Origin of the sequence: Rhodanobacter sp. FW102-FHT14D06, from assembly GCF_043950705.1 — a bacterium.
Lineage (GTDB): Bacteria > Pseudomonadota > Gammaproteobacteria > Xanthomonadales > Rhodanobacteraceae > Rhodanobacter.
The window spans coordinates 2,590,201-2,611,074 of record NZ_CP170722.1 but is presented as its reverse complement, the minus strand read 5'-3'; the positions used below and the strand labels follow the sequence as shown (position 1 = coordinate 2,611,074).

The 20,874-nt window shown below is 68.6% G+C and carries 24 protein-coding genes and 1 tRNA gene; 4 read left to right on the top strand and 21 right to left on the bottom strand.

Features of this window, described 5'->3' with window-relative positions; genetic code table 11:
• Positions 1 to 5: 5 nt before the first annotated feature.
• The 5 genes from ACFCQI_RS11650 to ACFCQI_RS11630 form a co-directional block, all read right to left on the bottom strand.
• Entirely contained in the window at positions 6 to 551 is a 546-nt protein-coding gene (locus ACFCQI_RS11650) for a GNAT family N-acetyltransferase (RefSeq protein WP_395116848.1), read from the bottom strand.
• Positions 551 to 997: a transcription antitermination factor NusB gene (gene nusB, locus ACFCQI_RS11645; protein ID WP_395116846.1), complete on the bottom strand. Its 447-nt coding sequence runs from the start codon at positions 995 to 997 to the stop codon at positions 551 to 553. The genes ACFCQI_RS11650 and nusB overlap by 1 nt, the downstream gene beginning before the upstream one ends.
• Complete coding sequence (gene ribE, locus ACFCQI_RS11640) at positions 994 to 1,458, bottom strand: 6,7-dimethyl-8-ribityllumazine synthase (RefSeq protein WP_136259631.1); 465 nt, start codon at positions 1,456 to 1,458, stop codon at positions 994 to 996. Before ribE ends, nusB begins: the two co-directional genes overlap by 4 nt.
• A 39-nt stretch (positions 1,459 to 1,497) precedes the next feature.
• Entirely contained in the window at positions 1,498 to 2,448 is a 951-nt protein-coding gene (ldcA, locus tag ACFCQI_RS11635) for a muramoyltetrapeptide carboxypeptidase (protein ID WP_395116844.1), read from the bottom strand.
• Positions 2,449 to 2,548: 100 nt separating this feature from the next.
• On the bottom strand, positions 2,549 to 2,818 hold the full coding sequence (locus ACFCQI_RS11630; RefSeq protein WP_395116842.1) for a DUF2007 domain-containing protein: 270 nt from the start codon (positions 2,816 to 2,818) through the stop codon (positions 2,549 to 2,551).
• Between the two features lie 113 nt (positions 2,819 to 2,931).
• Here ACFCQI_RS11630 and ACFCQI_RS11625 point away from each other — a divergent pair, with 113 nt between their 5' ends.
• The 4 genes from ACFCQI_RS11625 (at position 2,932) to ACFCQI_RS11610 (ending at position 7,983) form a co-directional block, all read left to right on the top strand.
• A complete protein-coding gene (locus ACFCQI_RS11625; RefSeq protein WP_395116840.1) occupies positions 2,932 to 4,680 on the top strand; it encodes a glutamine--tRNA ligase/YqeY domain fusion protein in 1,749 nt (582 codons plus the stop codon).
• Between the two features lie 10 nt (positions 4,681 to 4,690).
• Positions 4,691 to 5,251, top strand: coding sequence for a nucleoside deaminase (locus ACFCQI_RS11620; RefSeq protein WP_395116838.1), 561 nt, complete (start codon positions 4,691 to 4,693; stop codon positions 5,249 to 5,251).
• Positions 5,248 to 5,958: a TVP38/TMEM64 family protein gene (locus tag ACFCQI_RS11615; protein WP_395116836.1), complete on the top strand. Its 711-nt coding sequence runs from the start codon at positions 5,248 to 5,250 to the stop codon at positions 5,956 to 5,958. The genes ACFCQI_RS11620 and ACFCQI_RS11615 overlap by 4 nt, the downstream gene beginning before the upstream one ends.
• A gap of 126 nt (positions 5,959 to 6,084) precedes the next feature.
• A complete protein-coding gene (locus ACFCQI_RS11610; protein WP_395116834.1) occupies positions 6,085 to 7,983 on the top strand; it encodes an ATP-binding protein in 1,899 nt (632 codons plus the stop codon).
• Positions 7,984 to 8,020: 37 nt separating this feature from the next.
• Here the strand turns inward: ACFCQI_RS11610 and ACFCQI_RS11605 are convergent.
• The 16 genes from ACFCQI_RS11605 to ACFCQI_RS11530 form a co-directional block, all read right to left on the bottom strand.
• Positions 8,021 to 8,096: transfer RNA gene (locus tag ACFCQI_RS11605), tRNA-Lys, on the bottom strand.
• Between the two features lie 76 nt (positions 8,097 to 8,172).
• Positions 8,173 to 8,859, bottom strand: a complete 687-nt coding sequence (queC, locus tag ACFCQI_RS11600; RefSeq protein WP_395116832.1) for a 7-cyano-7-deazaguanine synthase QueC — start codon at positions 8,857 to 8,859, stop codon at positions 8,173 to 8,175.
• Positions 8,860 to 8,962: 103 nt separating this feature from the next.
• Positions 8,963 to 9,655, bottom strand: coding sequence for a 7-carboxy-7-deazaguanine synthase QueE (queE, locus tag ACFCQI_RS11595; protein ID WP_395116830.1), 693 nt, complete (start codon positions 9,653 to 9,655; stop codon positions 8,963 to 8,965).
• A 7-nt stretch (positions 9,656 to 9,662) separates the two neighbouring features.
• Positions 9,663 to 10,460: a tol-pal system protein YbgF gene (ybgF, locus tag ACFCQI_RS11590; protein ID WP_395116828.1), complete on the bottom strand. Its 798-nt coding sequence runs from the start codon at positions 10,458 to 10,460 to the stop codon at positions 9,663 to 9,665.
• A gap of 41 nt (positions 10,461 to 10,501) precedes the next feature.
• Positions 10,502 to 11,011: a peptidoglycan-associated lipoprotein Pal gene (gene pal, locus ACFCQI_RS11585; protein WP_395116826.1), complete on the bottom strand. Its 510-nt coding sequence runs from the start codon at positions 11,009 to 11,011 to the stop codon at positions 10,502 to 10,504.
• Positions 11,012 to 11,260: 249 nt separating this feature from the next.
• A complete protein-coding gene (gene tolB, locus ACFCQI_RS11580) occupies positions 11,261 to 12,589 on the bottom strand; it encodes a Tol-Pal system beta propeller repeat protein TolB (RefSeq protein WP_395116824.1) in 1,329 nt (442 codons plus the stop codon).
• Positions 12,586 to 13,527: a cell envelope integrity protein TolA gene (gene tolA / locus ACFCQI_RS11575; RefSeq protein ID WP_395116822.1), complete on the bottom strand. Its 942-nt coding sequence runs from the start codon at positions 13,525 to 13,527 to the stop codon at positions 12,586 to 12,588. Before tolA ends, tolB begins: the two co-directional genes overlap by 4 nt.
• On the bottom strand, positions 13,514 to 13,978 hold the full coding sequence (tolR, locus tag ACFCQI_RS11570; RefSeq protein ID WP_136260022.1) for a protein TolR: 465 nt from the start codon (positions 13,976 to 13,978) through the stop codon (positions 13,514 to 13,516). Before tolR ends, tolA begins: the two co-directional genes overlap by 14 nt.
• Positions 13,979 to 13,991: 13 nt before the next feature.
• A complete protein-coding gene (gene tolQ / locus ACFCQI_RS11565) occupies positions 13,992 to 14,675 on the bottom strand; it encodes a protein TolQ (RefSeq protein WP_136260021.1) in 684 nt (227 codons plus the stop codon).
• Positions 14,676 to 14,715: 40 nt separating this feature from the next.
• On the bottom strand, positions 14,716 to 15,135 hold the full coding sequence (ybgC, locus tag ACFCQI_RS11560; protein ID WP_395116820.1) for a tol-pal system-associated acyl-CoA thioesterase: 420 nt from the start codon (positions 15,133 to 15,135) through the stop codon (positions 14,716 to 14,718).
• Positions 15,128 to 16,177, bottom strand: coding sequence for a Holliday junction branch migration DNA helicase RuvB (gene ruvB / locus ACFCQI_RS11555; protein ID WP_395116818.1), 1,050 nt, complete (start codon positions 16,175 to 16,177; stop codon positions 15,128 to 15,130). Before ruvB ends, ybgC begins: the two co-directional genes overlap by 8 nt.
• A 110-nt stretch (positions 16,178 to 16,287) precedes the next feature.
• Positions 16,288 to 18,204: a potassium transporter Kup gene (locus tag ACFCQI_RS11550; RefSeq protein ID WP_395116816.1), complete on the bottom strand. Its 1,917-nt coding sequence runs from the start codon at positions 18,202 to 18,204 to the stop codon at positions 16,288 to 16,290.
• A 15-nt stretch (positions 18,205 to 18,219) separates the two neighbouring features.
• On the bottom strand, positions 18,220 to 18,816 hold the full coding sequence (ruvA, locus tag ACFCQI_RS11545; RefSeq protein ID WP_395116814.1) for a Holliday junction branch migration protein RuvA: 597 nt from the start codon (positions 18,814 to 18,816) through the stop codon (positions 18,220 to 18,222).
• Complete coding sequence (gene ruvC, locus ACFCQI_RS11540) at positions 18,813 to 19,334, bottom strand: crossover junction endodeoxyribonuclease RuvC (protein ID WP_395121347.1); 522 nt, start codon at positions 19,332 to 19,334, stop codon at positions 18,813 to 18,815. The genes ruvA and ruvC overlap by 4 nt, the downstream gene beginning before the upstream one ends.
• A 33-nt stretch (positions 19,335 to 19,367) precedes the next feature.
• Positions 19,368 to 20,102, bottom strand: coding sequence for a YebC/PmpR family DNA-binding transcriptional regulator (locus ACFCQI_RS11535; protein ID WP_395116812.1), 735 nt, complete (start codon positions 20,100 to 20,102; stop codon positions 19,368 to 19,370).
• A gap of 39 nt (positions 20,103 to 20,141) precedes the next feature.
• Entirely contained in the window at positions 20,142 to 20,840 is a 699-nt protein-coding gene (locus ACFCQI_RS11530) for an esterase/lipase family protein (RefSeq protein ID WP_395116810.1), read from the bottom strand.
• Positions 20,841 to 20,874 lie beyond the last annotated feature (34 nt).

The following is a 20,874-nucleotide window of genomic DNA, read 5'->3' as shown; positions in this document are numbered from 1 at the left end:
GCCCGTCAGCGCGTGAACAGCAGCACCGGGTCGCCCATGTAGGTGGTCTGCTGGCGCAGCGCAAAGCCGGCCTTTTCGGCAAGGCGGATCGAGGCGGCGTTGTCCGGATCGATGATGCATACCGCGGTGTGGTCGCCCAGATGCGCCTGGCCCCAGGCCAGCACCGCCGCCAGCGCTTCGCTGGCGTAACCCTTGCCGTGACTGTCCGCGGCCAGCACCCAGCCGAGTTCGGGCATGCCTTCGAGCGAGGGTTCGATCTCGCGCCGGAAATCGGCGTAGCCGATGTCGCCGATGCAGCGACCGCTGGATTTCTCCTCGATCGCCCAGTAGCCGTAGCCGAGCACGCACCACAGGCCCGGATAGCGCAGCAGCCGCAACCAGGCTTCCTGCCGCGTGGACGGGCGACCGCCGATGTAACGCACCACGACCGGATCGGACCAGATCGCCAGCAGGGCGTCGTGGTCGTCGGCGCGATGGCCGCGCAGGCGCAGGCGCGCGGTTTCGAGCGGAGGCACCGGATCGATGCCCGCAGGCACGACGGCGGGCTGCATCAAGCGCCCTTCTCGAGCGCGCGCAACTCGGCGGCCAGCTTGTCCAGCACGCCGTTGACGTAGCTGTGACCGTGATCGGCGCCGAAGCGCTTGGTCACCTCGATCGCCTCGTTCAGCACCACGCGGTAAGGCACGTCGGGCCGATGCTTCAGTTCGTAGGCGGCCAGCCGCAGCGCGGCGCGTTCGATCGGATCGACCTGCGCCACCTCGCGATCCAGGTGCGGACGCAGGCAGGCATCGAGCTCGTCGACGTGCTGATCGACGCCGTGCAGCAGGTCCTCGAAATACTCCAGGTCGGCCACTTCCATGTCCTGTTCGTGGCGGAACTGCTCGATCACCGCATCCATGTGGCTGCCGCTGAGCTGCCATGCGTACAGCGCCTGCAAGGCACGGCGGCGTGCCCGCGAGCGCGCCTGCAGGTCGAGGCCGTGGACGCGCGCGCTCATCCGAGTTTCCGGTAGAGGTTGGCCATCTCCAGCGCCGCCAGGGCGGCGTCGGCGCCCTTGTTGCCGGCCTTGGTGCCGGCGCGCTCGATCGCCTGTTCGATGGAGTCGGTGGTGAGCACGCCGAACGCCACCGGCACGCCGGAGCCGAGCGCGGCCGAGGCCAGGCCCTTGGCGCATTCGCCGGCGACGAAATCGAAATGGGGGGTGGCGCCGCGGATCACCGCGCCGAGCGCGATCACCGCCGCGTACTCACCCGAATGCGCCAGCTTGTGCGCGACCAGCGCGATTTCCCAGGCGCCGGGCACGCGCACCAGCTCGATCGCGTCATCCGCCACGCCATGGCGCAGCAGCGCATCGCGGGCGCCGGCAACCAGCGGCTCCACCACGAAACCGTTGAAGCGTCCGGCGACGATGGCAAAGCGGCCGTTGGGCGTGGCGAAATCGCCTTCGATGGTCTTCATGGTCTGTTCCTGGGAGCAAGCCCGTGCGGGCCGGCCATTTTACGGCTTTTCGGGCGGGCCGGCCGGGTTGGCGCAATCGAGGTGGGGATAGCCGCCGATTTCCAGCCGCGCGCGGCCGTCCTCGACGCGCAGGCGCGCAGGCGCGCCGAACGGCAACGTGAGCTGTTCGGCGCCATGGCCGTGCGGCAGGCCGTCGACCAGCGGCACGCCGGCGACGGCGCGGATCTGGGCGAACGCGTCGCGCAATTCGTAGCCGTTGTCGCGATGGCCGGGCGCGCACTGGCTGAAGCTGCCCAGCAGCAACGCCTGCTGCCGCCCCAGCACGCCGGACAGATGCAGTTGGTACAGCATGCGCTCCACCCGGTACGGCGCCTCGCCGACGTCCTCGACGAACAGGATGCCGTCGTCGATGACGGGGAAGTACGGCGTGCCGAGCAGGCTGCACAGCATCGCCAGGTTGCCGCCCCACAGCGGGCCGTGCAGGTCGAGCTCGGCGCGGGCGGAAGTCGCCCAGGACACCTGCGCCGTCGGCGCGGTCAGCGTGGCCCAGAACTGGCGCCAGCTGAAGTCATCCGGCACCTCGGCGCCGAGGTCGGCCAGCAGCGGGCCACTGAAAGTGCACAGGCCGCTCTTCGCATGCAGGGCCAGTTGCAGCGCGGTGAAATCGCTGTGGCCGACCAGCGCGATCGGTGCGCCGTGCAGGCGCTCGCGCAGCGCAGGGTAGTCGAGCTGCGGCAACAAGCGCGCCGCGCCGTAGCCACCGCGCGTGGTCAGCGCGATGTCCGGCAGCACCGGCGCCGTCGCCAGCGCGTTGATGTCGGCCGCCCGCTCGGCGTCGCTGCCGGCGAAACGCTGCGCGAAACGCGCCAGCACCTCCTCGCCGTCGACCGTGCAGCCCGCCTCGCGCAGGCGCGCCACGCCGCGCGCCATGGCGACAGGATCATGCGCATGGCCCGAGGGGGCGATCAGGCGGATGTGGGCGGGATGCATCGCAAGCTCTCGGCGACCGGAATGCCGGCAAGTATCCCGCGCACGACCGGGCGGCGCAGGGGCAACCGCAGGGCGGTTCGGCGGTTCGGGCGCACGCCGCTCAGCAGGGTACGGCCAGCGGATCGTCGGGCATCTCGTCGATCGCGTGGCGGGCTTCGCCCAGCACCGCCTCGACCTCTCGCACCACGTCCTGCGCCCGTGCCAGCCCCGCTTCCGGCACCATCACCGCGATGAAATCCATCGCCGGCAACTGGCCGACGCCGCCGGTGAGGTACTCGCCGGCGATGAACGCCGGAATCTCGGCCGCCTCCAGCGCATCCTTGACCAGATGGGCGTCGAACAGGTTCTGCGCGCGGTAGACGGTGTGCATGAGCGGCAAGCTACCCCGCGGCGCGGCGCGGGGCAAGGCCACGGCGTTCTTCGCCCGGTCCGGGCGACGGGGTAAACTTTGCGGTTTCCACCACCGCGCGCGAGCGTCACTCGATGCCGACCGACCACCCCGCCCCCATCCCCGCCTCCGCGCCGCAGGACTTCATCCGGCAGATCGTGCGCGACGACCTGGCCTCGGGCAAGCACGTGGAGATCCATACCCGCTTTCCACCGGAGCCCAACGGCTACCTGCACATCGGCCACGCGAAGGCGATCTGCCTCTCCTTCGGTATCGCCCGCGAGTTCGACGGCTGGTGCAACCTGCGCCTGGACGACACCAACCCCGGCAGGGAAGACCCCGAGTTCGTCGAAGGCATCAAGGAGGACGTGCGCTGGCTCGGCTTCCGGTGGCGCGAGCTGCGCCACGCGTCGGACTACTTCGACGTGTTCTATCGCGGCGCGCTCAAGCTGATCGAGGACGGCAAGGCCTACGTCGACGACCTCGACGCCGAGCAGGTGCGTGCCTATCGCGGCACGCTGACCGAGCCGGGCCGCGACTCGCCGTATCGCACGCGATCGATCGAAGAGAATCTCGACCTGTTCAAGCGCATGCGCGCCGGCGAATTCGCCGACGGCAGCAAGACCCTGCGCGCGAAGATCGACATGGCCGCCGGCAACATCAACCTGCGCGATCCCGCGCTTTACCGCATCCGCAAGATCGCCCACCAGAACACCGGCGACGCCTGGCCGATCTACCCGATGTACGACTACGCGCACGCGCTCTCCGACGCGATGGAAGGCATCACCCACTCGCTGTGCACGCTGGAGTTCGAGGATCACCGGCCGCTGTACGACTGGTGCGTGGACAACGTCGACCTGCCCGCGAACCCGTCGCTGTGGCAGTCGGTGGTCGAGGCCGGGCTGGAGGCGAAGCCGGCCAAGCCGCGGCAGATCGAGTTTTCCCGGCTCAACCTCAGCTACTGCATCACCAGCAAGCGCAAGCTGGCGCAGCTGGTCAGCGAGAACTTCGTCGACGGCTGGGACGACCCGCGCATGAACACCTTGCGCGGCCTGCGCCGGCGCGGCTTCACCCCGGCCGGGCTGCGCCTGCTGGTCGAGCGCGTGGGCGTCTCCAAGCAGAACAGCGTGATCGACTACGCCGTGCTGGAAGGTTGCATCCGCGAGGACCTGGACGCCACGGCCGCGCGGCGCATGGCGGTGCTCGACCCGCTCAAGCTGGTGCTGACCAACCTGCCCGCGGGCCATGAGGAAACCCTGACCTTCCCCAACCATCCCAAGGACGAAAGCTTCGGCACCCGTCAGGTGCCGTTTGCCCGTGAGGTATGGATCGAGCGCGACGATTTCGCCGAGGTGCCGCCGAAGGGCTTCCACCGGCTGAAGCCGGACGGCGAGGTGCGCCTGCGCGGCGTCGGCATCGTCAAGTGCACCGAAGTCGTCAAGGATGCCGCGGGCAACGTGACCGAACTGCACGGCACGCTCGATCCGGACACGCGCCACGGCCTGCCCGGCGCGGACCGCAAGGTGAAGGGCACGATCCACTGGGTCAGTGCGAAGCACGCGGTGGCCGCCGAGGTGCGCCTGTACGACCGCCTGTTCAGCGTGCCCGCGCCCGATGGCGAGGACGATGGCAAGAGCTGGCTGGAGCACATCAACCCCGAGGCCAAGCGCGTGGTCAGCGGCTGGCTGGAGCCGGCCGCCGCGAACGTCGACCCCGAGCAACGTTTCCAGTTCGAGCGGCTGGGCTACTTCGTCGCCGATCGCCACGACCACCGCGCCGACGCGCCGGTGTTCAACCGCACCGTGACCCTGCGCGACGTCTGGGCGCGCGCGGCCGGCCAGTAGGAAGACCGCGATGCTGCCGCTGCAGATCCACCTGACCCTGCCGCCCTGGATCGGCGACGTGGCCGATACCAACAAGCGCTACCACAGCGACGAGGAGCGCGTGGGGCTGGCGATCGAGCTGTCCCGGCAGAACGTGGAGCGCGGCGGCGGCGGGCCGTTCGGCGCGGCCGTGTTCAACAACCACAGCGGGCGGCTGGTCGCCGTCGGCGTCAACCGCGTGGTGCCGCAAGGCTGCTCGGTCGCCCACGCCGAGATGATGGCGATCATGATCGCCCAGCAGCGGCTCAGCCGGCACCGCCTCAACGAGGACGGCAGCCAATACGCGCTGGCCACCAGCTCGCAGCCGTGCTGCCAGTGCTACGGCGCCAGCGTGTGGGCAGGCATCGACGAGTTGCTGATCGGCGCACGCGCGGAAGACGTGGAGGAGCTCACCCAGTTCGACGAAGGCCCGCTGCCGGCGGACTGGATCGGCGAACTGGCCCGCCGCCATATCGCCGTGCGCCGCGACATCCTGCGCGACCAGGCCCGTGACGTGCTCGCCAGCTACGGCGCCACCGGCACGCCGTATTGAGCCGCTGGCGCGCCGCGCTGCCGCTGGCCCTGCTGTTGTTGGCAGGCGTGCTGCTGTTCGCCTCGGGCTCGCTGCACGCGCTGACCCCGCGCCAGTTGCTGGCCCACCAGGCCGAGCTGCACGCCCTGATCGAGCAACACCCGTGGCTGGCCCGGCTGGCCTACGTCGGCCTGCTGACCCTCGGCGTGGCTACCGGCATCCCCGGCACCATCGTGATCATCCTGGCCGGCGGCTTCGCCTTCGGCGTGGTCGACGCGACACTGACCTCGTCGCTCGGGCTCACCCTTGGCGCGCTGATCCTGTATCTCGCCAGCCGCCAGGCGTTCGGCCCGGGCAGCGCGCAGCCGCCGCCGCTGGTCGCGCGGCTGCACCACGGCTTCGAACGCCATCCGGTCAGCTACACCCTGTTCCTGCGCTTCGTGCCGGTACTGCCGTTCGGCGCGGTCACCGTGGCACTGGCCTGGCTGCGCTGTCCGCTGTGGCTGTTCCTCGGCGCCAGCTGGCTGGGCGGCACGGTGTCGCTGGTGTTCGAGACGTCGGTTGGCGCCGGCCTGGCCGACGCGATGAGCGAGAGCGACCGCATCGGCCTGGGCCTGTTCATGCACCGCGAAGTCCTGCTGCCGCTGGGCGCGATCGCCCTGCTCGCCCTGCTGCCGCTGCTGTTCGAGCGGCTGGCCCGCCGCCGGCGTCGCCGCACGGGGGAGTAAGCGCGCGCCGGCGCTTCCCTTTGCGCGGGGTTGCGCTACATTCCCGGCAACGGCGCCCGGCGTGCACGACGCATCCCGCGGCGGTACCGGGGTATCGGCGGGGTGTTCCGACGGGGCGGGCAGACGATGGATCTGGCGGGCAACTCGTGGCTGGCAAGGTTGTGGCACCACACGTCGCTGGTCCAGCGCATGGCCTTCGTGGCGCTGGTGCCCACCCTGATCACGGCTGCATTGCTGGTGACCCTGCTCACCCAGCGGCAACTGGACACCCTGCATCAGATGGCGCGCGGCAACGCCAACGCCATCGCCACCCAGACCGCGTCGGTGTGCGTGCAGCCTCTGCGGACGATGCGGCTGCGCGAACTGCTGCGCATCGCCGATTCGATCGGTGAACTGCCCCATGTGACACGCGTGCAGATCCGCACCGCGGACGGCCAGATCCTGGCCGATCATCGCGCCGCCGACGACGGCCACGACGTCACCAGCGTGGTGCGCGAGGTCGTCGACACCGCGCAGGCGACGCCCCAGGTGCTGGGCTCGGTACTGGTCAACGTGAGCCTGCGCGACGCCGTCGCCGCGCAACGGGCCACGCTGCGCCACGCCTTGATCGCGCTGCTGCTGAGCCTGCTGGTGGCCGGCGTGATCGGCTGGCAGGCGGCGCGCTGGATCAGCGCACCGCTGCGGCGCCTGGCCGGCGCGGTGGGGCAACTGGGTCGGGACGACCAGCCCGCCAGCGTGCCGGTGACCGATCACACCGAGATCGGCGAGCTGCAGCGGGGCTTCAACCACGCTGCCGCCGCGCTGTTCGAGAGTCGCCGCGGCCTGCGCGAGCGCATCGAGGAGGCCACGCTCGAACTGGAACACAAGAATGCCGCGCTGGAAGCGGCCAGCGAGGCCCGTTCGCGTTTCCTCGCCGCCGCCGCGCACGACCTGCGCCAGCCGCTGTACGCGCTGACCCTGTTCTCGGCCGCGCTGGCGCTCGACGAACACGACCCGCAGCGGCTGGACCGCATCGCACACATCCAGGAATGCGTGCACTCGCTCGACCATCTGTTCGGCGAGCTGCTGGACCTGTCGCGGCTGGAAGCCGGCGCGGTGCAGGTCGAGATCAGCGAATTTCCGCTCAACCAGGTGTTCGCCGCGGTCAGCCGCACCTTCAGCATGGTGGCCGAGCAACGCGGGCTGGTGCTGCGCCTCCACCCCGTGCGCGACTGGGTACGCAGCGACCGCACGATGCTCACGCGCATGCTCAACAACCTGGTCAGCAACGCCTTGCGCTTCACCCACCGCGGCGGCGCCCTGATCGGTGCGCGCCGCTGCGGCGGCGACCGCCTGCGCATCGAGGTGTGGGATACCGGCAGCGGCATCGCCGCCGAACACCTGGCGCACGTGTTCGACGAGTTCTACCGCATCGACGACCACAGCGACCCCGGGCTCGCCGACGGCTCCCAGTCGGGCCTCGGCCTGGGCCTGGCCACGGTACAGCGCCTGGCGCAACTGCTCGACACCGTGGTCGGGGTGGACTCGCGCCCCGGCCGCGGCAGCATGTTCCACTTCGAGCTGCCGCTGGCCAGCGCGCAGATGTTGCCGCCGCCGACGGAGGCGGAGGAAGAGCCCGCCGGCGACCTGGCTGGCCGCCGGGTGCTGGTGCTCGACGACGATCCGGCGATCCTCTCCGGCATCCGCTTCCTGCTGCGCAGCTGGGGCTGCGACGTGGCGGTGGCCGAAGACCATCAGCAGGCGCAGGAGGCGATCGAGAACTGGCCGGCGCCGGTCGACATCGTGATCTGCGACCTGCACCTGCGCTCGGGCGAGCGCGGCATCGACCTGTTCGCGGAACTCGACCGCCTCTACCAGCGCGACGGCGAAGCGCGCTTCGCGCGTCTGCTGGTGACCGGCGAGACGCGCGCCGAGCGCCTGCAGGAGGTGCTCGCCGACAAGCTGACGGTGCTGTACAAACCGGTCTCGCCGCAGCGCTTGCGCAGTGCGATGCTGGCCGCGCTGGCCGCCCGTGACGGGGCGTGACGCCGCCTGGATTCGCGAACGGCGGCGCGTGGGGAGTTGGTGGGTCGTCCGGGATTCGAACCCGGGACCAATAGATTAAAAGTCTACTGCTCTACCAACTGAGCTAACGACCCGTGCAAGCGCCCGGCCGTGGCCGGGCAAGCCTTCGATTTTACGGTGTGCTCCATGATGGCACAAGCAAACGCGCGCTCAGGCGTAGCGCGTGGGATCGGCCATGCCCGCCTCGCGGAAGCCCTGCGCACGCAGCCGGCAGGCGTCGCAGTGGCCGCAGGCGCGACCTTCGTCATCGGCGCGGTAGCAGCTGACCGTAGCCGAAAAGTCGACGCCGAGGCGACGACCTTCGCGCGCGATGTCGGCCTTGCTCATGTGCATCAGCGGCGCGTGCACGCGGATACCCGCCCCCTCGACCCCGGCCTTCGTGGCCACGTTGGCCAGCGCTTCGAACGCCGCGACGAAGGCAGGCCGGCAATCTGGATAGCCCGAGTAGTCGACCGCGTTGACGCCACACCAGATGTCGCTGGAGCCGAGCACCTCGGCCCAGCCCAGCGCGATCGACAGCATGATCGTGTTGCGTGCCGGCACGTAGGTCACCGGGATCTCGCTGCTGTCGCCCGCATCCAGCGGCACCTCGATGTCGGCGGTGAGGGCCGACCCGCCGATGCTGCGCAGGTCGACCGCCACGGTCTTGTGCTCGACCGCACCGAGCATGCTCGCCACCCGATCGGATGCCGCCAGCTCGGAACGGTGGCGCTGGCCATAGGCCACGCTCAACGCGTGCACCTGGTAGCCCTGCTCGCGGGCGATCGCGATGGTGACGGCCGAATCCATGCCGCCGGAAACGAGTACGACGGCCTTGCGGGATTGTGGGTCAGGCATGGTTTGCATCCATGGAAAAAGAAAAACGGCGAGAAGCGAGTGAAGAGGAGTGAGAAGTGGGAAAAGGCGTTGCTCGCCGCTGTTCTCTCACTTCTCGCTTCCTCTACTTGCCTTTCGCGTCGTTCCACAGCAGCTTGTGCAGCTGCAGCTGGAACCGCACGTCGAGCTTGTCGGCGAGGATCCACTCGGCCAGTTCGCGCGGTTCGACCGCGCCGTGCACCGGGGAGAACAGCACCATGCAGCGACCGGTCAGGGCGTGCTCGGTCAGCATGGCGCGCGCCCACTCGTAGTCATCGCGGCTGGCGAGCACGATCTTGATCTGGTCGTGCGGCAGCAGATGATCCAGGTTGGACCACAGGTTGCGGCCGCTCTCGCCGGAATCGGGCGCCTTCAGGTCCATCACCTTGTGCACGCGCGCATCCACGGCGGACACGTCCAGCGCGCCGGAGGTCTCCAGCGACACCTCATAGCCGGCGTCGCACAGCTTGCGCAGCAGGATCAGGCAGCGCTTCTGCGCCAGCGGCTCGCCGCCGGTGACGCAGACATGCTTCGCGCCGTGCCGCGCGACCTCGACCATGATGTCGTCGATCGCGTGCCAGTCGCCGCCGTGGAACGAATACTCGGTGTCGCACCACACGCAGCGCAGCGGGCAACCGGTGAGGCGCACGAACACGGTGCGCCAGCCGATGGCGTCGGCTTCGCCCTGGATCGAGTGGAAGATCTCGGTGATGCGCAGGCGCTCGGCAACTGCCGTCGCAGGCGTGGCGGAGGCCACGCGCGTATCGTCACCACTCACCGCCGCCTCAACCGCCGGCTTGGACTTGCAGGCGCTGCAGGCGCTCCTGCGCCAGGCTCGCCGAGTCCGATCCGGGATACTTGGCAATGACCTGCTTCAGCGTGGCCTTGGCCGCGTCGACCTGCTTCAACTCGATCTGGCAATAGCCGATCTTGAGCAGCGCGTCGGGGGTCTTGTCGCTCTGCGGGAACTGCCCGACCAGTTGCTTGAACGCATCCAGCGCCACGCCATAGTTGGTGGTGACGAAATACGATTGCCCCAGCCAGTACCAGGCATTGGGTACCAGCGCATGGTTCGGATACTGCTGGATGAAGGCACGGAACTGCCGCGAGGCCGCCGCGTAATTGCCACCGCGGATCGACTGGAATGCCGTGTCGTAAGCTGCCTGTGCCGCGGCCGGATCGGCCGTGGCAGCGCTGCTCGACGCCGGCGCTGGCGCGCTCGACGCGCTGGCGGAAGTCGCCGCTGTCGTCGCCGCTGCCGCTGCCGGGGTGCCGGATGGCGCCGGCGGATTGCCCGCACCGCCGCCTTCGAGGCGCGCCAGGCGCGCGTCGAGGTCGCCGTACTGGGCCTTGTTCTTGTCCTCGAGCACCTGCAACTGATGCTGCAGCTCCTCGATCTGACCTTGCATCTGGCGTACCTGCGAGCTCAGTTGCTGGATCTGGTTGACCAGGCCGGTGCCGCTCTGGTCGCGATTCTGCGTCTGCTGCTCCAGCCGGCTGACACGATCCGCCAGGCTGAGCCGGGCGTCCTGGGCCAGTACCGGGAACGCGAACAGCATGGCGGACGCCAAGGCGCCCGCCATGCTGATCCTGGCCGAAAAACCCTTAGCCAGTCGCTTCATCATTACTGCGCCGTGTAGACGATCTCGACGCGGCGGTTCTTGCTCCAGCAGTCTTCATTGTGCTCGCGGCAGACCGGCTTTTCCTTGCCGTAGCTGATGACCGTCATCTGGCTGGCCGAGGCACCGTTGGCCTGCAGCGCGCTGTCAACGGCATTGGCGCGACGCTCGCCGAGGCCCAGGTTGTACTCGCGGGTGCCGCGCTCGTCGGTGTTGCCTTCCAGACGCAGCTGGGCGCTCGGGCGATCCTGCAGGTACTTGGCGTGGCACGCCATGATCTGCTGGAACTCCGGCTTGATCTCGGACTTGTCGAAGTCGAAGTACACGACGCGCTGACGCAGGCAGGCATCGGTATCGAGGTCGGCGGGGGTGTACTTGCCATCGGACGCGGGCGCGGTCGGCGCCGGTGCGGTCTGCTCGACCGGCGGCTGCGGCTTGACTTCCTGCTTCTTGCTGCACGCTGCTGCACCCACGCAGAGCAAGGCAACCAGGGCAATGCGAACGGTTTTGTTCATGGTGACGTTCCTTATAACGAGTTGAGTTCCGACAAACAGATGACGAGGAGGTTACAAACGCTGGCCGCCGGTTGACCGGCTGTTATTTTCACATGCGAAAGATCGACGATGCGTGACGCTGCATGCCGCTCTGCCCGGCGGGTCCGCAACTGCGTCCCACCCGAAACCGAAACGCGCCGATGGCGCCGTCCGGGCCCGTTCCATGGGCATCATGCCGCCGTGCGGCTGACCGCACGGCGACATGAAAATTCAAGGTTCCCGATAAGGCCCCCAGGCGGGTTCCTGCACGTTGCCCTCGGCGAGGCGCAGGCGATCACGCACCATGCCGTCGCTGGACACGGAATACAGGACTCCACGACTACCTTCGGTGGCTGAATACAGCAGCATGCTGGCATTGGGTGCGAAGCTGACCGAGTCGTCCAGCGGGCCCGGCGAAATGAACCGCTGCTGCCCGCCCAGACTCTGATCCTGAATGACAATACGATACACGTTCCCGCCGCCCTGCACCATCGCGATCTGCTTGCCGTCGTAGCTCACCGAGGCCTTGGCGTTGTACTGCCCCTGGAAGGTGATCCGCTGCGGCGTGCCCCCGGCGACCGGGACCTGGTAGATCTGCGGCCGGCCGGACCGGTCGGAGGTGAAGTAGATACTCTGGCCGTCCGGCGCCCAGACCGGCTCGGTGTCGATCGACAGGCTGTTGGTCAACCGGGTGGCCTGGCGGCTGGCCAGGTCGATCACGAAGATCTCCGGGTTGCCGACATAGGACAGCGACACCGCCAGCTTCTTCCCGTCCGGCGACCACGACGGCGCGCCGTTGATGCCCTTGCGGGCCGATACCAGCTGGCGCGCGCCGGTGAGGATGTTCTGGATGCGGATCGAGGAGTTGCCGTCCTCGAACGAGACATAGGCGATGCTGGAGCCGTCCGGCGACCACGCCGGCGACAGCAGCGACTCGCGCGAGCGCACCGCCACCTGCGGGTTGTAGCCATCCGAATCGGCGACGATCAGCGAATAGGTCGTGCTGTTGCCCAGCCCCACCGAGGTGACGTAGGCGATGCGCGTCCAGAACGCGCCGCGCACGCCGGTGATCTTCTCGTAGACCTTGTCGGCCATCCGGTGCGCCACGCCGCGCAGGTCGCCGGCCGGAGTGGTGAAGGTGCCGCCGAGCAGTTCCTGCTGCTTGTTGACGTCCCACAGCTCGTAGGTGACGGTGAGCGTGCCGTTGCCGGCATCCGCGATACGCCCCACCACGATGTAATCCTGCTTGAGCAGCCGCCAGGTGGCGAACTTGATCTCCGAACCCTGCGCCGGCGTCTCCACGATGTCGCTCCTGGCCAGCGAGCGGAACTTGCCGGAGCGGTTGAAATCGCTGCGCATCACGTCGGCCACGTCGGTCGACAGCGGCGCACCGCCCTGCTGGGCGAACGGCACCACCACGATCGGCGTGGCGGTCTTGACGCCGCCGATGATGTCCACCGTCAGCGGCGACTGGGCCACCACCGGGCCGGCAAACAGCGCGGCCGCGGCCACCATGAGTAGGGCGATGCCTAGGCTGAACTTTCGCGTGGGCTTGGTCATTGCGGCCTGAAGGTGAAGGTGAGATTGCGCCGGAACACTTTTTCGAAACCCTTGTACGGCAAGGTCTTGGTGCGCAGCACGGCGTTTTCCACCGAGCGCCTTCCGGCCTCGTCGTACGGGCAGCTGGAGTCGACTGTGGCGCTCAGGACGTCACCACCGGGTGATTGCACGATGTGAACATCGCAGGGAGCCTCAGGCATGTTATCCGGACGCAGCCAGTTCGGTGTGACCGCATTCTGAATGGCCGCTGCGTACTCGCTGCTCAGATCGCTGTCCGGATTGTTGTTGCCGCTCTGCAGCTGGTCGGTGGCCGGCAGGTCGGGACGGGCGTTGTCCTGGGCGTTTTTCAGGTCGGCCAGCTGCTGCTGGGCCTGCTTGGCCTTGTTGTCCAGCTGCCGGGTCTGCGCGGAAGCGGCCGCCATCTTGGCGAAGATCGCGTCGAGCTTCTTGCGCTCCTCCTCCTTCTTTTTGGCCGCTTGGGCGTCCAGTTCGGCCTGGCGCTGGCGCTCCTTCTCCTCCTGCACTTTCTTGGCCTCTTCGGCCTTCAGTGCTGCATCCTCGACCACGCGCTCCTGGTCGACCGTGTCCGGATGCTTCGGCGGCGGCGGCAACTGGCTGACCGCCGGCTTCTCCGGCGTCGGCTTGGGCGGGGTCACGGTGGGCGGCGGCGGGACCGTGTTCGGCACCGGCTTGACCTTGACCGCCTTCGGCGGCGGGCTGCCGGTGGGGCCGATCAGGGTGGCCTCGATGATCGGACCCTGCAGCTTCAGCGGTGCCGAGCAGGTGATCGGGTTCATCCACGACGGCAGGTGCAGCGCGTTGAAGAAGCTCTCGTACGACGCGCACGGCAGCACGGCGAGGAACAGGAACCCCACGATGCCGATATGCAATACGGCGGACAGCACGACCGCCTTCGGCGTCGCCCTACTTTCGTCCATCGGACGCGCCCTTGCCTGGCTCGTTCGCGGGGCCCGGCTGGCCCATCAGGCCGACCTTGGCCACGCCGGCGGCCTGCAGGTCGGCCAGCACCTTGAACACGCCGCCATAGCTCCCGCGCTCGTCGCCGCCGACCAGCACGTTCACCTGCGGATTTTCACGCACGAAGGCGCCGACCTTGAGCTTGAGCGTGTCCTCGTCCACCAGCTCCTTCTTCGCCCCGCTCAGGGTGAGGTAGAGCTGGCCGTCCTGCAGCACCGACACCAGCACCGGGTCCTTCTTCTGCTGCAGCGACTTGGCATCGGACTGCGGCAGCTGGACGTCGACGCTGTTGTTGAGCATCGGCGTGGTGACCATGAAGATGATCAGCAGCACCAGCATCACGTCGATGTAGGGCACGACGTTGATCTCGGATTTCAGCTTGTAGCGCTTGTGGCGCCCGGAGGTTCGCATGATCGCTCTCCGCTCAGGCTGCGTCGTCGGTCTGGATCTGCCGCTGCAGCACGGAGGAGAACTCCTCCTGGAACACGTCGTAGCGCGACGCGATGCGCTCGACCTTGGTGGCGTAGCGGTTGTACGCCCACTGCGCCGGAATCGCGGCGAACAGGCCCATGGCGGTGGCGATCAGCGCCTCGGAGATGTGCGGCGCGACCACGGCGATGGTCACGTCCTTCATGTCGCCCAGGCCCTGAAACGCGCCCATGATGCCCCACACGGTTCCGAACAGGCCCACGTACGGGCTGATCGAGCCGACGTTGGCGAGAAACTCCAGGTTGCGCTCGAGCAGGCCGATCTCGCGGGTGCCGGCCACCTGCATCGCGCGCTCGGAACCCTCGATCGCCGCGCGCGCGTCGTGCGTCTTGCGCTGGCGCTGGCGGGCGAACTCGCGGAAGCCCGATTCGAAGATGTTCTCGATGCCGCCGCTGTCGCCGCGATTGCTGACCTCGCGGAACAGCTGGGCCAGGTCGCCGCCGGACCAGAAGCGCTCCTCGAACGCCTCGGCGTCTTCCAGCGCTGCCTTGGTCTGGGTGTACTTGCGGATGATGATCACCCACGACAGGAACGAGAACACCAGCAGGATAAGCAGCACCAGTTGCACCGGCAGGCTCGAATCGGCCACCAGCGTGAAAATGTTCAGTCCACCATTCATGGCTTGCAGGTACTCCGCGGATTTCGACGAGGGACGGGTGTCAGGCTTCGGGTTGCGGGATCAGATCCGGCGGTATCGCCGCCGGCCGCATGCGTTCCAGCTCCACGCACGCCACGCGCACGCTGGCGCGAACCAGGCAGTTGCCGTCCGCCTTCATGATCGTCTGGGCGAACAGGATACTGGCAGCGCGGCGTTCTTTGACTTCCACCGTTACCGACAGTTCATCATCCAGCAGGGCGGGACGCAGGAAGTCGATGTGCATGTCGCGCACCATGAAGGCCAGCCCGGTGGCCTGCTTGTAGGCCATCTGGTCCACGCCCAGCGCGCGCATCCACTCGCTGCGGGCGCGTTCCATGAAACGCAGGTAGCCGGCGTGGTAGACCACGCCGCCGGCGTCGGTGTCTTCCCAATAGACGCGCACCTTCCAGCTGAAGGGGGGCTCCGCGGCAAGCTCAGGCATCGTCGGTCCCGCCGTCGAACAGGTCGGCCGCCTGCGCCTGCCGCGGCGGCGGGGTCAGCCCAAGATGGCGCCAGCCCCGGGCGCTGACCATGCGGCCGCGGGCGGTGCGTACCAGGTAGCCTTGCTGGATCAGGTACGGCTCGACCACGTCTTCCAGCGTGCCGCGGTCCTCGCTCAGGGCGGCGGCCAGCGATTCCACCCCGACCGGGCCGCCGTCGAAGTTCTCGATGATCAGGGCAAGCAGGCGTCGGTCCAGTTCGTCGAAACCCTGCGGATCGATTTTCAGCATGTCCAGCGCCGCCTGCGCCGCTGCCAGGGTGATCTCGCCACCGGCGCGCACCTCGGCGTAGTCGCGCACCCGACGCAGCAGGCGGTTGGCGATGCGCGGCGTGCCGCGCGACCGGCGGGCGATCTCCTGCGCGCCGTCCGCCGCGCACACGATGCCGAGAATCCTCGCCGCCCGCCGCACGATCGCGGTGAGCTCGTCGGTGGTGTAGAACTCCAGCCGCTGCACGATGCCGAAGCGATCGCGCAGCGGGGCGGTGAGCATGCCGGCGCGGGTGGTGGCGCCGATCAGGGTGAACGGCGGCAGGTCGAGCTTGATCGAGCGCGCGGCGGGGCCTTCGCCGATCATGATGTCGATCTGGAAATCCTCCATCGCCGGATAGAGCACCTCCTCGACCACCGGCGACAGGCGGTGGATCTCGTCGACGAACAGCACGTCGTTCGCCTCCAGGTTGGTCAGCAGCGCGGCGAGGTCGCCGGCGCGTTCCAGCACCGGGCCGGAGGTGGAGCGCAGGTTCACGCCCAGCTCGTTGGCGATCACGTGGCTGAGCGTGGTCTTGCCCAGGCCCGGCGGACCGAACACCAGCACGTGGTCCAGCGCGCCGCCGCGCTTCTTCGCCGCCTCGATGTAGATCGAGAGCTGCTCGCGCACCGCCTGCTGGCCCAGGTATTCGGCCAGCCGCCTGGGGCGGATGGTCGCCTCCAGCGCTTCGTCGTCGAGCTGGGCGGCGGCGGTGATGATGCGCGCTTCGGTCATGCGGGGATTATGGCAGGCTCACACCGGGTATGTAGGAGCGCACCTTGTGCCCGATGCCCGTCTTCACGGCGCGCAAAAGCTTCGCGCACACAGGGCGCTGTCCTGCAGCTTCAGATTTCCACCTGAGCGCCCAGCTCGATCAGCCGGTTGCCGGGGATCTGGAAGAAGGCGGTGGCGGGCAGCGCATTGCGCGCCATGAAGGCGAACAGCTTGTCGCGCCAGGGCGCCATGCCCGGGCGCCGCTCGCTGGAAACGATGCTCTCGCGCGACAGGAAGAAGGTGGTATCCATCATGTCGAAACCGAGCCCTTCGCGGGTGCAGCGCGACAGTGCCAGCGGGATGTTGGGGTCCTCGGCGAAACCGAAGCGCAACTCCAGGCTGTAGAAATCGTCGCTCAGCCGGCTGATGTGGATGCGCTCCTCGGCATCGGCCACCGGCGTCTCCAGGATTGCCACGGTGAGCAGCACGTTGCGCTCATGCAGCACCTTGTTGTGCTTCAGGTTGTGCAGCAGCGCATGCGGCACGGCCTCCTGGTTGGCGGTCAGGAACACCGCCGTGCCCGGCACCCGCATCGGCGGATGCTCGGTCATGTTCTCGATGAACGGCGCCAGCGCCAAGCCGCCCTGCTTGATCTCGCGCACCACCAGCTCGCGGCCGCGGCGCCAGGTGGTCATCACGGTGAACAACAGCACGCCGAGCACCAGCGGGAACCAGCCGCCGTCGGGAATCTTCAGCGTGTTGGCGCCGAAGTAGCTCAGGTCGATCACCAGCAGCAGCAGGCCGGTGAGGATCACCACAGTGCGGCTCCAGTGCCACATGCGGCGCGCCACGATCATGGTCAGCACGGTGTCGATCGCCATGGTGCCGGTCACCGCGATGCCGTAGGCGCCAGCCAGGGCGTTGGAGGAGCCGAAACCGATCACGGTGGCGATCACCGCCACCATCAGGCCGCGGTTGACCCACGGCAGGAAGATCTGCCCGATCGCCTCGCGCGAGGTGTGCACCACCTGCATGCGTGGCAGGAAGCCGAGCTGGATCGCCTGCCGGCACACGGTGAACGCGCCGGAGATCACCGCCTGCGAGGCGATCACGGTAGCCAGCGTGGCCAGCCCGATCATCGGGTACAACGCCCAGCCCGGCACCGAATGGTAGAACGGGTTGGCGATCGCCTCGGGGTGGTTGAGCAGCAAGCCACCCTGCCCGTAGTAGTTCAGCAGCAGCGCCGGCATCACGAAACCGAACCACGCCGCGCGGATCGGGTAGCGACCGAAGTGGCCCATGTCGGTATACAGCGCCTCGGCGCCGGTCACGCACAGCACCACCGAACCCAGCGCCAGGAACGACGCCGCCCCATGGCTCATGAAGAACTGCACCGCATGATACGGATTGAGCGCCCACAGCACGCCCGGCGCCTTGATGATGTTGTGCACGCCGATCACCGCCAGCGCCAGGAACCACAACACCATGATCGGCCCGAACAGCACCCCGATGCGGGCGGTGCCGTGGCGCTGCAGCCAGAACAGGCCGAGCAGGATCGCCACCGTGATCGGCACCACGTAGTGCGACAGCGCCGGCGCGGCCACCTGCAGGCCCTCGACCGCCGAGAGCACCGAGATCGACGGCGTAATCACGCCATCGCCGAAGAACAGCGCGGCGCCGAGCAAGGCCATCAGCATGATCGCCCGCCGTGCACGCACCGACTTGCCGGCCGCGCGCTGGGCCAGGGTCATCAACGCCATGATGCCGCCCTCGCCCTTGTTGTCGGCGCGCATCACCAGGCTGACGTACTTCACCGCCACCACCATGATCAACGACCAGGTGACCAGCGACAGGATGCCCAGCACCGTGCTCGGGTGCGGGTGCAGGCCGTGGTCGGGCAGGAAGGTCTCGTGCATCGTGTACAGCGGGCTGGTGCCGATGTCGCCGAACACCACGCCCAGCGCCCCGAGGATCAAGGCCGACTTGGCGCCGTGGCCGTTGTCGGTGCCGCTGGAAGCGGGCGCCTGGTCGTGCACTTGTTCGCTCATGAAAATCCTGACGGCCTAGTTGCCCAACGCAGCGCGCAAGGCCTTGCGGATGATGGCCTCGGCGCTGTCGCCGTCGGCGGCGACCTTCTGTACCAGCCGGCTCACCTCGGCCGGCTTGTAGCCGAGCTGCTGCAGCGCCACCGTGGCCTCGCCCGCCGCGTCCAGCACCGCGGCGGCACCGGGCAGGGATACGCCGCCGGGAGTGGACAAGCCGTCGACGCGGTCGCGCAGCTCCACCACGATGCGCTCGGCGGTCTTCTTGCCGATGCCGGGGATCTTGGTCAGCGCCACCACGTCGCCGGCATGCACCAGCCGGGCGAAGTGATCGGTGGAAACCCCCGACAGCACCGCCAGCGCGATCTTCGCGCCGATGCCGCTGACCTTGAGCAGGCTGCGGAACAGCGTGCGCTCGTTCTCGCGCAGGAAACCGTACAGCGCGACGCTGTCCTCCTTCACCGCGTGATGGATCAGCAAGGTCACTTCGGTGCCGGTGGCGGGCAGGTCGTAGATCGTGGACATCGGCGCCTCGACCTCGTAGCCGACGCCGGCCACCTCCACCAGCAGCGAGGGCGGCTGGCGGGAAACCAGGGTGCCACGCAGTCGGCCGATCACCGGCGCCGCCTCCACGCCGTGCGCGGGATGCCGACGCGGGCCAGGCTGGCGCGGGTGTGCGCATGCGCCACCGCGATGGCCAATGCATCGGCGGCGTCGGCCTGCAGCGGGCCCTTGAGGCCGAGCAGCACGCCGATCATGTGCTGCACCTGCGCCTTGTCGGCGCGGCCACTGCCGACCACGGACTGCTTGACCTCGGTTGCCGCGTATTCGTGCACCACGATCCCCCGACTGACCACCGCGCAGATCGCGGCGCCGCGTGCCTGCCCCAGTTTCAGCGCGGAATCCGCATTGCGCGCCATGAACACGCGCTCGATGCCGCACTCGACCGGGTGATGGGCGGCGATGATGTCACACAGTTCGTCAAAGATGCGTTTCAGGCGCAGCGGGAAGCTGGCCTCGCCGGCCACCGCCAGCGCGCCATGGAAGACATGGGCGAGCCGGCCCGCCTCGTCCACGTCGATGATGCCCACGCCGGTGCGCTGGCTGCCGGGATCGATGCCGATGATGCGGATCATCACGATGCGATGCGAAGGCGCGAGGCCTCCGACTTATTCGGCCGTCCCGGCGGGCAGCAGGGCGTTGTGCGAGACCTCGCTCACGTCGTCCAGCGCATCGAGCTTCTCGAGCAGGTCGAGCAGTGGCTCCAGCGCTTCCGCCGGCACCTCGACGCGATTGTTCGGGCGCATCACCACGCCGGCGTGCACGGCGTTGAGGCCGGCGTCGATCAGGGCCTGCTGCACCGCCTCGAAGTGCTCCGGCGCGCACAGCACGATGCTCTCGCCGTGCTCGTTGATCACGTCGTCGGCGCCCGCTTCCAGCGCCGAATCGAGCACGAACTCCTCGGCGCTGGCGTCGTTGTCGGTGGCGAACACCAGTTCGCCGCAGCGGGTGAACTGGAACGCGACCGAACCGGACGTGCCCAGGTTGCCGCCGTGCTTGGTCAGCGCGTAACGCACGTCGGCGACGGTGCGGGTGGGGTTGTCGGTGAAGCAGTCGATGATCAGCGCGATGCCGGCCGGGCCGTAGCCCTCGTAGCGCAGCTCCTGCATGTCGGCGCCGCCGTCGGCACCGGAGCCGCGCTTGATCGCGCGCTCGATGGTGTCCTTGGTCATGTTGGCCGACAGCGCCTTGTCCACCGCCGCGCGCAGGCGCGGGTTGCCGCCAGGGTCCGCGACGCCCGCGCGGGTAGCCACGGTGATCTCGCGGATCAGCTTGGTGAACACCTTGGCGCGCTTGGCGTCCTCGGCGTTCTTGCGACCTTCGATGGACGGGCCTCTACCCATGGCGATTCCTGCATGAAGCGATTGGACAAGCGGGCAATTTTACCTGAAATCGGCAGGTGTGCCGGCGCCCGGCTCCGCGGCAAATCGCCCCTCGCGCAGGAAACAGGCCACCCGCCGCGCCACCTCCGGCGAGAACAGCAGACTGGTGTGGCTCGATTCGACCACGCAATGGTCGGCCAACCCCGGCAGGCGCGTCTCGGCCACCGCCACGGTGCCGTCGTGCTCGCCCTCCAGCTGACCCAGCACGGCGCCCAGCCCCAGCGCGACGCGGCCGGCGATCACGCCCACCTCGCGCTCGCCATCCCAGCGCTCGAACCCTTCTTCCAGCAGTTGGCGGTTGTGTCCCAGCAACAGCTCGCCGCCGCGACCCCAGCGGGCAAAACCGCGCGCGGCGGCACTGCCGCGCAGTGGCGAGCCGAGGCAGACGATGCGTCCCGGCGGCAGCGCCTTGCCGTCGCTGCAGGCCCGCAGCGCGAGCAGCCCGCCCAGGCTGTGGCCGACCAGGTGCACCGCGTCGGCCTCGCCGGCCAGCGTGGCGATGCGCTGGTGCAGGCGATCCAGGATGTGCTGCTGGCTGGCGGCCACGCTCAGGTAATCGAAGCGGTGCACGCGAAAGCCGGCCTCCATCAACCGGTGATGCAGCATGGACAGCGCGAACCCGCGCATCCACAGGCCGTGCAGCAGGATCACGTGGGCCTGCAGCCGGGACGCGGGATCGGGATTTCGGGATTCGGTCATCACGCGTCTCGCCACCACCGGCTGTCGGCAAGGG